The 16,010-nt window shown below is 38.0% G+C and carries 17 protein-coding genes; 4 read left to right on the plus strand and 13 right to left on the minus strand.

What is annotated here, in order from left to right:
• Window positions 1–29: 29 nt before the first annotated feature.
• Window positions 30–923, plus strand: coding sequence for a cation diffusion facilitator family transporter (locus tag MLC35_RS07675; protein ID WP_434636464.1), 894 nt, complete (start codon window positions 30–32; stop codon window positions 921–923).
• Between the two features lie 3 nt (window positions 924–926).
• Here MLC35_RS07675 and MLC35_RS07680 read toward each other — a convergent pair whose 3' ends face one another.
• From MLC35_RS07680 to MLC35_RS07690, 3 genes are read right to left on the minus strand one after another with little or no spacing between them, the layout of a single operon-like run.
• Complete coding sequence (locus tag MLC35_RS07680; protein WP_434636466.1) at window positions 927–1,958, minus strand: tRNA pseudouridine(13) synthase TruD; 1,032 nt, start codon at window positions 1,956–1,958, stop codon at window positions 927–929.
• Window positions 1,959–1,962: 4 nt separating this feature from the next.
• Window positions 1,963–3,231 (minus strand): PHP domain-containing protein, encoded by a 1,269-nt coding sequence (locus MLC35_RS07685; protein WP_434636468.1) that lies wholly within the window; start codon window positions 3,229–3,231, stop codon window positions 1,963–1,965.
• A 46-nt stretch (window positions 3,232–3,277) separates the two neighbouring features.
• A complete protein-coding gene (locus MLC35_RS07690) occupies window positions 3,278–3,907 on the minus strand; it encodes a CDP-alcohol phosphatidyltransferase family protein (RefSeq protein ID WP_346388954.1) in 630 nt (209 codons plus the stop codon).
• A 95-nt stretch (window positions 3,908–4,002) separates the two neighbouring features.
• Here MLC35_RS07690 and MLC35_RS07695 point away from each other — a divergent pair, with 95 nt between their 5' ends.
• On the plus strand, window positions 4,003–4,443 hold the full coding sequence (locus tag MLC35_RS07695) for an adenylyltransferase/cytidyltransferase family protein (RefSeq protein WP_151900013.1): 441 nt from the start codon (window positions 4,003–4,005) through the stop codon (window positions 4,441–4,443).
• 29 nt (window positions 4,444–4,472) lie between these two features.
• Here the strand turns inward: MLC35_RS07695 and MLC35_RS07700 are convergent, their stop codons facing one another.
• The 6 genes from MLC35_RS07700 to MLC35_RS07725 form a co-directional block, all read right to left on the minus strand.
• Window positions 4,473–5,294: a bifunctional riboflavin kinase/FAD synthetase gene (locus MLC35_RS07700; RefSeq protein ID WP_434636471.1), complete on the minus strand. Its 822-nt coding sequence runs from the start codon at window positions 5,292–5,294 to the stop codon at window positions 4,473–4,475.
• Between the two features lie 34 nt (window positions 5,295–5,328).
• Complete coding sequence (gene tlyA, locus MLC35_RS07705; protein ID WP_418640486.1) at window positions 5,329–6,045, minus strand: 23S rRNA (cytidine-2'-O)-methyltransferase TlyA; 717 nt, start codon at window positions 6,043–6,045, stop codon at window positions 5,329–5,331.
• Complete coding sequence (gene ligA, locus MLC35_RS07710) at window positions 6,042–7,994, minus strand: NAD-dependent DNA ligase LigA (protein WP_434636474.1); 1,953 nt, start codon at window positions 7,992–7,994, stop codon at window positions 6,042–6,044. The genes tlyA and ligA overlap by 4 nt, the downstream gene beginning before the upstream one ends.
• A 151-nt stretch (window positions 7,995–8,145) precedes the next feature.
• On the minus strand, window positions 8,146–8,616 hold the full coding sequence (locus tag MLC35_RS07715) for a hypothetical protein (protein ID WP_434636476.1): 471 nt from the start codon (window positions 8,614–8,616) through the stop codon (window positions 8,146–8,148).
• A gap of 92 nt (window positions 8,617–8,708) precedes the next feature.
• Window positions 8,709–9,311, minus strand: a complete 603-nt coding sequence (locus MLC35_RS07720) for an ISAs1 family transposase (protein WP_434636478.1) — start codon at window positions 9,309–9,311, stop codon at window positions 8,709–8,711.
• A 310-nt stretch (window positions 9,312–9,621) separates the two neighbouring features.
• Window positions 9,622–10,857 carry an IS110 family transposase gene (locus MLC35_RS07725; RefSeq protein WP_434636480.1) on the minus strand — a complete coding sequence of 412 codons (1,236 nt, stop codon included), beginning with the start codon at window positions 10,855–10,857 and terminating at the stop codon, window positions 9,622–9,624.
• Window positions 10,858–11,220: 363 nt separating this feature from the next.
• On the opposite strand from MLC35_RS07725, the gene MLC35_RS07730 reads away from it, so the two are divergent.
• Complete coding sequence (locus MLC35_RS07730; protein ID WP_151900009.1) at window positions 11,221–11,466, plus strand: hypothetical protein; 246 nt, start codon at window positions 11,221–11,223, stop codon at window positions 11,464–11,466.
• 70 nt (window positions 11,467–11,536) lie between these two features.
• On the plus strand, window positions 11,537–12,571 hold the full coding sequence (locus tag MLC35_RS07735) for a coproporphyrinogen III oxidase (protein WP_434636483.1): 1,035 nt from the start codon (window positions 11,537–11,539) through the stop codon (window positions 12,569–12,571).
• Between the two features lie 403 nt (window positions 12,572–12,974).
• On the opposite strand, the gene MLC35_RS07740 is transcribed toward MLC35_RS07735, so the two are convergent.
• The 4 genes from MLC35_RS07740 to MLC35_RS07755 are packed head-to-tail and all read right to left on the minus strand — an operon-like array spanning window position 12,975 to window position 16,007.
• Window positions 12,975–14,303, minus strand: coding sequence for an MATE family efflux transporter (locus tag MLC35_RS07740; RefSeq protein ID WP_346389038.1), 1,329 nt, complete (start codon window positions 14,301–14,303; stop codon window positions 12,975–12,977).
• Window positions 14,288–14,560, minus strand: a complete 273-nt coding sequence (locus MLC35_RS07745) for a hypothetical protein (protein WP_151900006.1) — start codon at window positions 14,558–14,560, stop codon at window positions 14,288–14,290. Before MLC35_RS07745 ends, MLC35_RS07740 begins: the two co-directional genes overlap by 16 nt.
• The gene (locus MLC35_RS07750; RefSeq protein ID WP_418640489.1) at window positions 14,557–14,805 is read right to left on the minus strand and encodes a hypothetical protein; all 249 of its coding nucleotides are present in this window, start codon (window positions 14,803–14,805) and stop codon (window positions 14,557–14,559) included. Before MLC35_RS07750 ends, MLC35_RS07745 begins: the two co-directional genes overlap by 4 nt.
• Complete coding sequence (locus tag MLC35_RS07755) at window positions 14,802–16,007, minus strand: MFS transporter (protein ID WP_151900004.1); 1,206 nt, start codon at window positions 16,005–16,007, stop codon at window positions 14,802–14,804. The genes MLC35_RS07750 and MLC35_RS07755 overlap by 4 nt, the downstream gene beginning before the upstream one ends.
• Window positions 16,008–16,010: the final 3 nt, after the last annotated feature.

A 16,010-nucleotide genomic window follows, 5' to 3' on the forward strand; every position in this document is an offset into this window, starting at 1 on the left:
TTATATCTAAATAATAATTAAGGATTTTTATGCGATTAGAAAAGAAAGCGACCGTTGTTTCAAGCAGTGTGGCTACTGTATTGATACTGCTTAAACTCACTGTCGGAATATTAAGCGGATCTATCGCCGTTTTGGCATCTGCCATTGATTCTCTCCTCGATTTAACGGTTTCGCTCTTTAACTATTTTGCGCTTCACAATGCAGAAAAACACCCGGATGACAAATTTCACTTTGGACGGGCAAAACTTGAACCGCTTGCGGCTGTCATGGAAGGAACAATAATTTCGCTCTCGGCACTTTTTATTCTATATGAAGCAATTTCTAAAATAGTGCACCCAAAAGCAATGCAGCACATGAATGAGAGTATCACTGTAATGGTGGCATCTTTTGTCATCACAGGTTTTTTAGTCCTCTTTTTATCATATGTGGCAAAAAAAACAGGAAATATGGTTATAAAAGCCGATGCGCTGCACTACAAAACAGACATATTTTCAAACGGTGCTGTTCTTTTTGCACTTGTAGCCATCCAGTATACAGGAGAGTATCTTATAGATCCTGTTTTAGGTATTGCCATTGCATTTTATATGATTTACTCTGCCATTCCTATAGTAAAAGAAGGAGTTTTGATGCTTCTTGATGTTGCACTGCCAAAAGAAGATATCGAAAAAATAGAAGAAATTCTCAAAAATGAAAAAGAGATTACAGCCTACCATTACCTGCAGACACGTGAAGCAGGTTCGCATATCTTTATCTCTTACCATCTTGTCTTTAATGTGAGCATATCACTCTACGATGCCCATCTCATATCAGACAGGATTGAAGCAAAAATAAAAGAACTTTTTCCAGATAAAAAAGTCCATATACTCACTCATATGGACCCATATGATGATTCAGATATCAATGAAGAGGAAGAAGAGTGGTAAGCCTTATTTCTTAGGTTTGGCGCCTTTTTGTTTCACTGCTTTTGCTTTAAAGTTTTTGTTGGCGATATTCTCCAAAAAGACTGTGGCATAGGAACCTTTTGGCAGTGTAAAAGCAATGTTTAAAATATCAAAATGGTTTTTATACTTACATGTAATATCTTGAGGATAGACCAAAGCCGCCCGACGCATGCCTTTGTCATATAAAAACTCATCATCATATTTCGCTTCTATTGCTCTTGCCTCGCCTCTGGCACGGTATACATTCCGTCCGGGCAAAAGTCCTGTCGGTACTACTTTTTTTGCCTGGAAATCCTGTTGAGGAGTATTTTTCGGCGTAAAGAGTTTTTCTTCATCTGAAAGATAAACATCCCCCTCTAAAAGCATAAACTTTCCGCCGTTTTTTTCTCTGCTCAAAAGAATTCTCTCTTTCAACCAGTCATTGAAATACAAACTCTGATAAATAGAAACAAGAAACTTTTTCAGCTTTGCATCGTTTACATGTAAGTCTCCGGCTATCATCGCACGGGCCTGTTCTATTGAATCTTCATCCCGTCCAAATCTTTGATATCCAAAATAGTTGGGCAAGCCGTTTTTTTCACTTTTTCTAGCCAGCTTTTCAATACGTCCTGCTTCAATCTGTGAAACACCAAAAAGATTGATGCTAAAACGGTTTCCGGCCAGATCACCCATCCGTATGGAGTGGGTATGTCTTGTCATATTGAGTATTTTTATCTGAGGATGCCTAAATTTTTTGAGCTGTTTTTCATACTTCGCTTCGACAGAAATATACTGTGTCGTTGTTGCATGTTTGTCTTTAAGTCCTGCATAGCCTATTTTTTCAGCAGGTATGTTGAGAAATTCAGCAAATGCGGCTATCATATCCCAGGTTGTGAGTTCTACTTTCTTTACATGTAATACAACAAAGTTACCATTGCCTTTAAATGCCAAAGGAATCTCATCTACTGTAAAGTCTTCCTTGTTTTGTTCAAATTTAAAATGTATGGTCTCTTTGTTTTCTAAATATTCTCTGTTCAAATGTCTACTTCTTTTTTATGCTAATTGTATCTAAAAAAAATGCATTTGCATGATTTTTTAATTTCAACTGTACCGCATCAATTTTTTTTTGAAAACTTGTCCCATTTATCAATTGGTCCATATAAAGTTTTGCCAATCTGCTTTTTAAACTGTTATGCTTTGGATAATACTCTTTGATTAAAAAATAAACATACTGTGCCAGTTCATCTTTTCCTATGAACTGATGTTCATTGTTTTCTCTTTTATAAACAGCACAGCTAAGCCCTTTTTTGATTGCATGAGTAATATTTTCAGCAGACCTTTCTTTTGCAAATACAATGCTAAAACGCTCTCCCACTTCATGATCGCTGTCATGCGCATCCGAATTGGCAAACGGTGCCAGATACTTGTGTTTGTTTCTTATTTGAAGCGCAGTCAGGTGTGTCATGTTGTTATACTCTTTGATTTTTTCCTCTCCAAAAACTTCAACACCGTCAAGATGCGAACTTTTAAGCATCTCTTTGTAAAAAGCCTGATGAAGATGGTACTTTCCGTCTCTGTATACCCAGTTTGGATGCGCCAGGATGGATACACCCTGTGCCTCTTTTATTTTTTCGATAACCCAAATGTTTTTTGCATAATGAAAAAGATCAATTTTTGTATCTATCTCTTCTTTTTGCAGTCTTTTGACAATATCCTGAAGCTCTTTTTCGTATATTTCGCTCTTTTCTCTCTGCTTTTGGATAGATTTGTCTGCATTGACAGATAATATATGTCCGTTTCCCTGGGCAATCGACATATCTTTTTTCCCGCCGACACTCACTTCCTCACCGGGCAGTACCAAAATGTCTATATTGTTCTGTTGTACTTTTTCTATCGCCTCAAGAGAGCCTTCGTAGCTGTCATGGTCAGTAATGCTCACAAAATCCATCCCTGCCTGCAAAGAGGCCAAAGCCATTGCAAAAGGTGTTGTTTTACCATCAGAATACACAGAATGCATATGCAAATCACCCTTGAAAGGTCTTAACTGTATCATCTCTTTGTCAACGCAGTAAAGACAAACGGACTTAGACTCTTTATAGGTAAAATTGACTTTTACAATAAACTCTCCAAGATAGTTCATGGTGTATGCAAATACAATATGATTGTTTTGTACAGTATAGTCTATCTTGTCTTTATGATAATAATCCCCTCGTGAGAGGACTTCTACAGATTCAATATTACTCGTATTTTTAAGAGTAATTTTGTAAGCGGTATTTTCATTTTCCACCACTACATTTGGTGTTATCTTCATTGATTTTCCTGTTTGTTTTTATAATTTTGGCATATTCTGTACTTGCTTATCTCAGAAAAAATCCGTATACAGCTGATATTCCAAGCGTATACATACCTAGCAGATAGACATTCCTGGGATTTCCGGAAAGTTTTGGTGTTTTAATTTCTGACACATTCAGTATCGCAAGAGTTACCCCGCTTATGTATAAAACGGCAGAAAAAACTTCATGCGTAAAAAAACCTTCAAACAAAAAAATGAAAACCAAAATAAGACTGTTGTTATCCAATGCAAGTCCTGTATATTTTGTTCCTCCGGCAAGTCCGTATGTACTGAAATAACTGAGTCGCACAGCAGCCGCACTTATCATTATAAATGCGCCTATAAGGTATACAGGCTCAAAATGTCCATAACTCAAAAGCAATACAGCAGGCGTCACACCGTAGCTTACAATATCTATCAAAACATCCAACTGCCCTCCGAATTTCGCATCTGTAGAAGTTCTTCCTTTAAGCCTTCTGGCTACCAAACCATCCGCCCAGTCAAATGCAACAGCCCAAACCATACCAATCATAGCCGCATAATAAAGACCGGTGATACTAAAATAGATGGCTAAAAGTGTACAGGCTAATCCTGAAAGCGATAAAAGGTTGGGAATATCTCTCACATAAGAGAGAATCGTTGGTTGTTTGGTCATAAATTGAATCCTTATCAAATTTTTACTGAATATTAAATATATTTATGGTATTATATCTAAAATATCTTAATTATATTACAAAAGGAAACAAAATAATGATTATATATACTGTCGGAACTTTTGATTTATTACATGTGGGGCATCTGGCCTTATTAGAATACTGTAAAACACTGGGGAATACACTTGTAGTCGGTGTTGCATCTGATCAGGTTGTAAACTCTTACAAACCAAATGTTCCTGTGGTTCCTTTGGCCCAACGTATGGAGATGCTCAAAGCACTCAAATGTGTTGATGATGTAAGAGCATACCATGAACTTGAGTATGTCACAGCCTGTGAAGCAGTAAATGCAGATATTTTTGTCATTGGAGAAGACTGGGGCGATCAACCGCATAATATAGCAGTAGAAGATTACCTCAAATCAAAAGACAGAAAAATAGTACAGGTCAGTTATAATCCACAGACTTCTTCTACAAAAATCAAGCAAAATGTTATTGCCCAACTACACAAGGGAAAATATATGGCACATATACTGTAACAGTATAAAAGTTACAATAAAACTGATACTTACAATTCCAATCTTTTTAGCATCCGATTTGCAATCGTTATATCTTTTTTAATTGCCTCTTTTAAGTTATTTAAAGAGTCAAACTTCTCATTGTTTCGTATAAAATCAACAAAACTTATTTCAGCTTTTTCTTTACATGTAACCACACCGTCAAGTATGTGTGTCTCTACCGCAAAACTGCCGTCCGTTGTTATACGGTGTCCTATAAAACTTACCGAGGGATGAAAATGTTCTTCATCGTCAATGCGAGTAAGCGTTGCGTACACTCCCTCCTTTGGCAGTAAAAAACCCTTCACTCTCAGGTTGATTGTCGGAACAAGTTCCCGGGAGCCCAGACCCTGTCCGTCAACTCTTATACCGGTAATCATATAGTTGTGTCCGAGAAAATCATTGGCACCTTTTATGTCGCCTATTTGGAGTTTTGCCCTTATTTTATGCGAATGTACCGAATCGTTGTTATGTTTGACCTCGTCTACCACAACTACATCTCCTTTAAATAATTGTTTTAAATCTTCATAGGAATATTTTCTGTCTTTGCCAAAATGAAAATCATATCCCACAACTATTTTTTTTAATTTCGGAAACTTTTTTTGTAAAAAAGCAACAAAACCCTCTCCGTCCAAATGCCGTATATCATCAAGCTTCAGATAGACAATACGATGCTTTGTATAGCGTTGTCTAAATCCGTCAGGTGTCAGGTTGGCATATCCTGTCTCAATCACAACAATAGTACCGTTGTCATCAAGCTCACGAAAAAGTGCCTGATGCCCGATGTGCATTCCGTCAAATCCGCCTATGGCGATTGATGTGCTTTTTCTCATATTTGCACCTTCATTTTTTTCTTCTCTCTCAGCATTATAATATATCTTTTTTAAAGTGATAACAATACTCTAAATTTCCCTCTTTCCCCGCAAGTTTTGAGGGAGATTTTTTCACCAACTGCCAGTTTTTCAAACGGCAGGCATCTTCAAACCTTTGCATTGCCCTCTCTATTGCCTTTGTATCCTGTACAACGCCGTTTTTGTCACGTTTTGCCTCTCTTCCTACTTCAAACTGCGGCTTAAAGAGCAAAATGATATCACCCGAAGCAAGCCTGTCAACAGCATCCAAAATATACAGCAAAGAGATGAAGGCAACATCACTGACAACCAGTTCAAACGGTTCATCCGCCTCAAACCGGCGGATATCACAGCCTTCATAAGTATTGACACGATTATCTTCACGCAAAGAGTGATGCAACTGTTCTCGCCCCACATCAACACAACTGACTTCCCGCACACCTCTCTCAAGCAAAACCTGGGTAAATCCGCCCGTAGAAGAACCGATATCCAAAGCTCTTTTATTGCTTACATGTAAATCCAGTTCATCCAAAAAATATTCAAGCTTCAAAGCAGCACGGGAAACATATCTTTTATGCTGTACCACTTCCACCCTGTCATCTTCTTCTACTCCAAAGGCCGGTTTTTTGACAGTTTTGCTGTTTACAAGAACCAGTCCGTTTTTAATCATAGCCTGCGCTTTGTTACGGCTTTCACTCAGGCCGTTTGCTACCAAACAGTTATCCAGTCTCATGGGAGCATCTCTCTCATTTCCTCTTCCGTAAGTGTTTTGACACCCAGACTTACAGCCTTGTCATACTTGCTGCCTGCATCTTCGCCATAAATAAGATAGTCGGTTTTTTTGCTTACACTGCCTGAAACTTTTGCACCGAGTGCTTCCAACTTCTCTTTTATAACAGGTCTTGGCTCGCTCATAGTTCCCGTGAGTACCACCTTTTTTCCTTTAAAAGGATTTTCGTCTGCTTCTTCTCTTTTTTTCGGCGGCACCGGCTGTAAAATCTCTTGAAGCTTGCGCACGGTATCTTCATTCACACGCATAAATTCCAAATAGCTCTGCGCCATCTCTTCCCCTATGCCGTCAATGCCTACAAGCTGTTCCTGCGTTGCATGTAAATATGCCAGCCCGAAAGCTTCGGCTATCATTTTTGAAGCCACTTCGCCGATATGCTCGATTCCGAGCGCATTGATAAAACGCCAAAGCTCACAGCCTTTTGCATTCTCTATGGCATTGAGCAGGTTTCTTGCTTTTTTCTCTTTAAAGCCTTCAAGCTTTAAGAGTTTTTCTTCACTCAAAGCAAATAAATCAAGTACGCTTTTGACAAGTCCCGCATTAAAAAGCTGCTCAACTATTTTACTGCCGAGTCCATCAATATTGAGGCACTGCTTGGAAGCAAAATAGATAATGGAGTTGACAACCCGTGCCTCACATTTGAGATTTTGACATTTTATAAGCACATCTTCTTGCAAGAGTTCGCTCCCGCAAACAGGGCAGCGTGTAGGACGGAGAACTTTCTTTTCATCTCCCTTGCGTTCCTGTGTCAATACTTTGACGATTTTTGGAATCACATCCCCGCTTCGCAAAATAATCACCTTGTCCCCTATGCGGATGTCCATACGCTCTATTTCATCAAAATTATGCAGCGTCGCACGTTCAACAACTGCCCCCTCGATTTCTGTCGGCTCGACAATCGCTACAGGCGTTACCACACCCGTACGTCCGACCTGCAAAATGATGTCTTTTACGCGTGTTATCTTCTCGACTGCCGGAAATTTATAGGCCACCGCCCAACGCGGTACTTTTACTGTATATCCCATATCTATCTGCGCTGCGATTTCATTGACCTTGACAACCATCCCATCAAGCATCATAGGGTAGCTTTCACGCTCCTCTTTCATACGCTCATACATTGCCTCTATCTCATCATAGCCTTTTGTTACGGCACGAAGCGGCGGTTCGCGAAAACCGAGTTCATAAATGTAAGACATTTTATCACTCAGAAGCTTGTGCGGCAGAGTGTTTACACCGACACCGTAGGGCAAAAAGACAAGATTTCTTTTTGCGGTAATATTCGGATCAAGCTGGCGAAGGCTCCCTGCTGCAGCATTACGCGGGTTGGCAAAAGGCGGTTCTCCCTGTTTGAGACGCTCTTTGTTGATTTTTTCAAACTCGTCCTTAAAAATGACAACTTCTCCGCGAATTTCAATCAGCTCTTTATGCTCTATGCTCAAAGGAACCGTGCGAATTGTTTTGACATTTTGCGTAATCAGTTCACCCACTGTTCCGTCACCTCTGGTGATGCCCTTTTGCAGTTCACCGTTTTCATAGATAAGATTGAGCGAAGCACCGTCATACTTTGGCTCACAGTAAAAGGTCACATTTTTGTCAAGCCTGTAGGTTTTTTCCAGCCATTTTTTCAACTCTTCGGCATTGAAAATATCTTCCAAAGACCACATACGCGAGAGATGACGCGCTTTTACAAAGCCCTCGCTGACAACATCCCCTACCCTTTGTGTCGGAGAATCTTTTAAAACATCTTCAGGGTGTGCCGCTTCATACTCCTCCACCTCCTTGTAAAGTCTGTCATACACCTCATCCGTCATAATCGGATCATCCAAAACATAATAATGATATGCCCACAAATTTAATTTTTCTACTGCCTGTTTATACTCTTGTTTATTCATACTGAAATATTATCTTAAACTTGCTAAAAAAACATCTAACCGCTAACAATCCGCTAATACAAAACTGTTATACTCCTCCTATAAAACATAAGCCTTTTTATAAAGAATAACTTAAAAAGCAAGGAAACTAAAAAATAGGCACCCCAATCCTCTAAAAACTAAATTTCAAGAGTTGAGAGATAGAATCATCCAAATCCCATCTATTGTTGATAAGTTGTTCTTGTATAGATTTTGCACCATTAAGATGTAAAATATTAAGAATCATACTTCTAATGATTGTCATTAAAAATGGATTTAAATGGCAGTTATGGTCATCTTCTCTAAGCGCATTATCTTTGTACTGGTGCATCGTTTCTACTTTCCAATGATGTAGTATTTTATTATGAAAAAATTCTGCTTCTTCACGAAAGTTTGCAATACAGAATTGAATTCTTGTGCTATTGGTCACTTCTTTAGTTTGATGATTTATATGCTCTACTTTTTTGATAGTTTTTATTATTGAACGAACATGAGAAATTCCATTATGGTAAAAAGTTGTAGGTTTATATACAAACACTTCCCTTTGTATCCATTCATTTGATTGCTGGATAGGTTTTGCGTTATAGGTGCTTGTTGGTTTCATTTCCCTTGATATTTCATCTATTTTATCAAGGAGTGTTTTTTGATTGTCTTTAACTTTAGCAATATATTTTGAGCCACTATTTTCAATGGCATCTAGCGTTTTTTTTGAGTATTCATTGCATCAAAGGTAAAGATGAATGTATCATCCAACTCCCCTATCATAGCCTGTAGGGCTGGTATCTCATTAGACTTCTGTGCTATTTGTTGATGTGCAATGACTACACCAATTTCTGAAAGAACTGCACCTACTACTTCAATTGAACGTTTGTCTTTATATCTACTACCGTTCATGACCTTTCCATCAACACTCAGGTGTTTTCCTGTAGTATCAACATAGTTCTTAATCCATTCTCTAAAAACACCTTCTACCTCCTCTGAATCTACTTTTGCAAGTATCTCTGATACTACACTTTTTTTTGGAGTGAGTATAAATTCTATCCCTAAAAGTTTTTTTATTTGTTCTTTTTGAATATGTTTATCTATCCAAATTGAAATTTGTTTGTAGTCTGTTGCTCCCATTAATCCAGCTAACACAGATAAATATAAAACATGCTCTATTTTATGTCTCTTCCCTTTGGCTTTACGATAATCTGTAACTCCTGAAAATAGTTTCAAAAGTTGATTTGATTCGGCTTGTTCTTTATACCCTTTAATTGATCGCTTCTTTGAAAGTTTTTCTCTTGATTTTCTTGCCATTTCTTCTCTTTTTATTTTTTAATACTTACAGCAATTATCGTTCTACTTTTTGTTATGGCTTTTTTTAGGATTGGGGTGAAAAATAGGCATCAGAATAGTAACAATATTATTTCAAAGAGCGATGCAAGATGAAATTCTTGCAGAGTTTGATTTTTTAAATACTCTTTTTTGAGTTCAGTTTTGTTGAATTTGAACAGAGTATTTTGATAATCAAACTATAGAATAAACTATATAGTTTTTCTATTTTGGTTAACAATTTAGTAATGATTTAAGTACTAACTTGGGATCTTTAACTTATCACTGTTTATGACTAATTTGTAAATACACGATTTGGATTATAGGGTGTATTGTATTTAAAAATAGAGTAGATAATGGTTGCAAGTTTTCTTGAGACAGCAACTAAACCCTCTTTTTTAGATTTACCCTGACTTCGTTTAGTATCGTAGAGTTGCTTCATCTGTTTGTTGTGTATCAAACAACTTGTAGCACTCAGATAAAGTGCATGCTTAACTAAGGATGAGCCTCTTTTACTAAGATGTCCAACACTCTTGGAGTTACCAGAACTGTTTTCAGTAGGAAATAACCCAAGGTAGCCTATGAACTTAGGAATGGATGGAAACCTTGTTAGGTCTCCACACTCACTAATAACAGCAGCAATAGTCTTATCGCTTACCCCAGGTATAGTTTTAAGATTCTCTATTAAACTATTTTTAGTTGGAAGTTCATCAAGTGTTTGAGAGTTAATACCTTTTTTATCCAGTAAAGCAACTATCTCAGCTTCAATAATATCTAACTCACTAAGGTACATTTTTAAAAGCCTAATAGTGCTTCTAATAGCGATAGCTCGTGCATCTTTGGCTTTACCTGAGTAGATAGATTCTCTTGAGAGTTCTAGTAGTCTTAGGGCTTTATCTTTATTAAAGTTATTCCCTTGAATATGACTAAAAACTTTCATGATTCTATCTACACTGCTATGCTTATAGTGGTGTGCAGTAGGATATTTCTCAAGCAGTGCTAATCCACTGATTGTAAATGGATTTGTAAAGCTTTCAAACTCTGGAAATGTAACCGTTATCTGAGTTAGTATTCTCTTTTTAACCTCTTTCATATCTGCTTGAATAGAAGCACGATTACGATAGAGTGTTCTAAGACTTTGATACTCATCATCAGTCACATAACCAGAAGAGTATTTGCCATCTTTTAAAAAGAGTGCTATTACTAAAGAATCTATGTTGTCATTTTTAACTTTTTTCATAGTTATTTGCTCTCGATACCTTGAAGTCTGGAATGGATTTAATAGTTTAACACTATACCCCTTAGACTTTAAAAACTCTAAAAGATTTTCACCATAAATACCTGTTGCTTCTATACCAATAAGAAAGTCATCTTTCTCTAAAGTGACACTATCTAAAATAGTAAGTAGTTTCTCAAATCCTTTTAAGTCATTGTTAATTTTAAAAGGTTTGTTAATAACTTTAGTTTCATTATCATCGATAACAGAAACAACATGAAAACTCTTTGCAATATCTATACCTACATAATACATCTTTGTAATCCTTGTCGTGTAATCTTTGGTTGCCTAACAACTTAATGTTAGAGTTCACAGCCTCGTTAATCTATATGTTGTAAGTGCTAAAATAACAGCTACCCCAACAGCTTGTAATAAGTGATTAACAACTAAAGATACCAACTGGCTTAATGATGTAGTCAGTAGATCAAATTTGGTAAATTTTATATTCTGCTATAAGGAGAAAAATGTTGTTTTACCTTTAGTCATAGACTGTGATAGTTACAAGATTTGAAGTTAGTACTTCAATCTTAAAAGAGTAATATTTCTTGATAAAAAAGTCAAAAAACTTTAATAAAAGAACCTATTTACTCATAAAATAAATTATACGAGGAGCGTAAGATGAAAAAGATACTCATTCTGTCACTATTATTAGCAGGCATAAGTTATGCAGATGAAAGTTTTGCCCAACATGAGGCACAAATGCAACAAATGCAAGAAAGAACACAACAATATAACGGCAGCGGTTCAGGAGAAAAAAAACAAAACAAGTATCAATATAAAAATGGTTCCCAAAATCAGGGAAGCGGTTCAGGTTCTCAAAATATGTACCAGGGTTCTCACGGAAAAGGCGGAGGAAGAAGGTAAATATTTTACTCTGTAGACTTTTATTTAGTCTTAACCTGCTAAAATTAGGAAAAAATTATGGATAATAAATATGACACTGATTTTAGCAGACTCAAAAGAAGCACAGCAAGCATACGCACTCGTCACTGCTTTACAAAAAAGATTTGTTGACAAACTCGATACTCTTTCAAAAAAGTTTGGAGCCGATAAAAAGTTCAAAGAAGTTACCTGGCTCAGAGATGCCGGACTTCACGGGGGCGGAAACAGATTTGAAGCAAGAGACAAAAAACTGTTCAATACCGCAAGCGTGAATGTCTCACAGGTACATTATGATGACAAACCTGAAAAAAACCTCAAAAGTGCCACCGCCATTTCAACCATTATCCATCCTGCCAATCCGCATGTCCCCTCTGTGCATATTCACATCAGTCTGACAGAATTGCGTAATGCACCCTCCTATTGGCGAATTATGGCTGATTTGAATCCTGCTGTTGCCTATGAAGAAGATAAAACTGCATTTGACAAAGCCTTGCAAAACCTAGGAAGCAAAAACTATACAACAGGCGCAGAACAGGGCGACAAATATTTTACAATTCCTGCCCTGCAGCGTACACGCGGCATCTCTCATTTTTACCTTGAAAACTACAAAACAGACAACAAACAAGCCGACGCCGATTTTGCAAAAAACTTTGGAGAGGGCATTATAGACACCTACATCCACATTATAACAAATGCTTTACAGACAAGAACAGAAATCTCAAAAGAGGCACTCCAACAGCAACTTGACTACCACACACTCTATCTTTTCCAGGTTTTGACACTTGACAGAGGCACTACCTCAGGACTGCTCATTCACAATCAAAACGATATCGGCATAATGGGCTCCTTGCCTTTACATGTAAACAAAGCACTTTTACTTTCTTGGAAAAGCAAAATGCAAAACCCCCAGGATGAACTGGTACAAAACATTGCAGACGCCATAGCCGACAACGGAGTCATCGACACACGCACCAAAGAAAAACTCGCCAAAACAGTACGCACACATTATAAAAAATACCCACAGGCACTCAACATGCAAGCCAGCGGAAACACAATCCCAAATACTGTTGGGAACCATCAAGACTAATGTATTGCCATGAAGTTAAGAAAAAAAATTTGATATTTTTTTGGAATCTGGGTTTTAACCTAGACGTTAGGTTTTAAAAACGCAAAGCCCGCACTGAAGTACGGGTTCCGGAATATAGCAACTCCCCGGAATCAGTACTTCTAACACTAAAGCATAACTTAGAAAAACTAAATTTGTTCTGTAGTGCCGACTGTTGCTACTTTCCTGCCACTCTCGGCCCATCATAAAGGATAGGTTCCGCAATACAACAAGCTCTTGGAATCGGTACTTTAGTGCCGACTGTTGCTACTTTCCTGCCACTCTCGGCCCGCACTGCAGTACGGGTTCCGAAAAAGCCGCTAAACTTTATGGCATTGAAGCTCCCTCTGGTGAAATAGTTATAAACAACATATCCCAAATAAATTTATACTTTGGTATAGAGCCACTCTCTTTTCGAGTACAGATACCAATAGATAATGCCTTTTATCAAAGTTTCTATATTCATAATTGCAAAAATCACAACAACTCCATAGCCCATATGATAGGCTGTATACGAAGGAATCACACGGAAAAGCCACAAAGAAGAGACATTGACTTTCAGGGTGGTTTTTGTGGCACCGGCTCCTCGAAGTGCTGCAGAATAGACAAACATAATTGCAAGTGGAATCTGCGCCAAACCTACCAGTATAAGGTACTTTGAGGCAACTGCAATCGTCAGAGCGTCTTTTGTAAAAAAACTCACAAGAAACTCCGGAAAGAGTATCATAATCAACCCGACACTTCCCATAAACACATAGGCAATCCGTCCGGAAATTATCCCCATATTATAGGCTTTGTCAAAATCTTTTTTTCCTATATTTTGTCCTACCAGCGCCATTGCGGCGATGGCAAAACCAAAACCTGGCATAAAGGCAATACCCTCAACACGGAGTCCGACCTGATAGCCTGCAAGTTCTGCCGTTCCGTAAGCAGTGATGATGGAGACAAAAACCAAAAAACTCATACTCGATATACCACGGTCAAGTGCTGCACTCCAACCGACTTTCAGGACTCTTTTTATATCCTGCGTGCGAATAATCGGCACAAAATCAAGACTCGAATTCATCTTTTTTATAAGTATATAGTAGGCAACAACATTAAATATATAGGAGATGACCGTTGCAATGGCGGCACCTTCAATACCTCTTGCTTCAAAGCCGAAATGACCGAATATCAGCACGTAGTTCATAAAAGCATTCATAGCGGCAGAGGAGAGTTTGATGTAAAAAGAGCTTTTTGTATCTCCTGCGGCACTCAGGGCATTGTAAAGCAGATTATCCAAAAATATCACGACAATACCGAGTGATAAGACTTTAAAATAGATACTGCCCTGCTCTACCACTGCAGGTGTCGCACCCATCCAGCTGTAAAAATGTGTGCTGCCGAAATAGCCGCCAATCGTTACAAAAAAAGCCAAAATCACGGCAAGAATAACAAGTGAAAAGAGAAGTGCCGAAGCTCTGTTTTTTCTGCCCTGCCCGATAAATCGCGAGATAAGCGCATTGCCGCCTATGACATACAGCGTCATCAACACATTGATAATCATCATAAACTGCATACTCATACCGACAGCTGCAAGTGCGGCAACACTTACCGTTCCCACCATCAGCATATCTATAAGCACCTGCAAAATATCTACAAGATGCTTGAGCGCTGCAGGAAAGGCAAGAGAGAGAACTTTTTTGGTATCTTTTGAAATTATTTTTGAAAAAATTGTGCTACCTCTTGCATCGTTTCTATCAGTGCCTCTTTTGTAGAAAATTCCAAAACTTTTGTATCTCTGACATTTTCACCCGGCGGCGTATAATCAAACACAAGCACATAATGTATCAACTTGACTTTCTCACCGTACAGATCAAACCATTCCAGACTCATTTCGGCAATTTCACCCTGCATATCAATGACAACCGCACCATACAGACGTGTCAAATTCTCCAAACTGATGTCACCCTCTTTTGATTTGTAAATCATTCCTCTCCCTTGTCTAAACTTTTTTTCATTGCACCGTTTTTCATCTTCAAATATGCCAAAAATCCGAATATTGTGCCTGTTACGATAAAACCCGCACCAATCACATCCTCTTTTTGCACTGCCATTATTATCCAGCAGATATCCGCAAAAAGATAGACAATCACTGCCTGATAAATCTTTCCTTTATAGGTCAGATAGGCACCAATGTTTAACAGCAGTCCGCCAAGTATTGCAAAACTCATCATGAAATCTCTTCTATTTTTTGACTTTTGAGTACATATTTATAGTAAAGCGCGCCTACAAAAAAACCGCTGCCAATTATAGCCGTAATTGCCTCTAAAGAAAATGAATGTGCTGCCAAAAAGCCAATCATATACGAAGTAAAAGCTGCCGAAGACAAAAACAGCATGTCATTATAGGCAACAATCCGTCCATAGTATTTTTTTTCTATGTTTTTTTGCAAAAGTGTATAACTGTAAGACCATAAAGTCGTTGTAAAGAAACCGACAAGCACGCTCGCTGCCAAAGAAAGATAAAAATTATGCATTGCAAATGCCCATATCCAGACAGCTGTCCCCTGGGCTATAAATACATAGACAAGCCTTGTGTTGTTAATCCATTTTCCGATATATACCGGACCGATGACAAGACCTACGGCACGGGCAGAATGCAGTAGCCCAAGAGCCAGTGAAGCCGCAATAAAAGAGGCATAATACTCATCAACCATCAAGGCCACCAGGGCATCAAAAGCGGTAAGACCGACAAAAGAGTGGATAAGCATCAGATGGAGAGCTTTTGGTGTTCTTTTGAGATAAACAAAAGTCTCCTGCATCATTTTAAAAATATTTTCTTCGACTTTCAGTATTTCTATTTTAATTTCTGTATAAAAGAGCAGCCAAAAAGCTATAAAAAACATCAATCCGTCAAGCATAAAGGCCGTTTTTATACCAAACCAATAAACCACAAAGCCGCTTACCGCCATTCCCAGCGTATAGGAAAACGACCAGATAATAGAATGCAGTTCATTAGCGCGCTGCAGCTTGCTCCCATGCAGGATTTTTGGCAAAAGCGACATCTCTGTCGTAAAATAAAATGAAGCTGCCGCCATTTTAAAAAATATCAATACATACAAAAGTAACAAGTCCGAGACCTGTGTCACAAATATCAAAGAGACAGTAGCGACTATTTCCACCGTGATAAGCAGCAGCATCAGTTTTTTTGGATTCATCCTGTCTATAACAGGACCCGAAAACGGAGCCTGCAAAACACCGGCAAAAAAGTTCAGCATTGCTACAAAACCGACAACAGAGGCGGATACATGTAACTCAATGAGCAGAGTATATATAGCTACATTGGAAAACCAGGCCCCAAAATAAGAAATCAGCTGAATTGTCGAAAGCTGTCTTAATACTTTTTCTTCTTTGAGTAATTTTATATATTCTTTCATAAA

It is taken from the genome of Sulfurimonas sp. NW7 (assembly GCF_051132265.1).
In the GTDB taxonomy this organism is placed as follows: domain Bacteria; phylum Campylobacterota; class Campylobacteria; order Campylobacterales; family Sulfurimonadaceae; genus Sulfurimonas; species Sulfurimonas hydrogeniphila.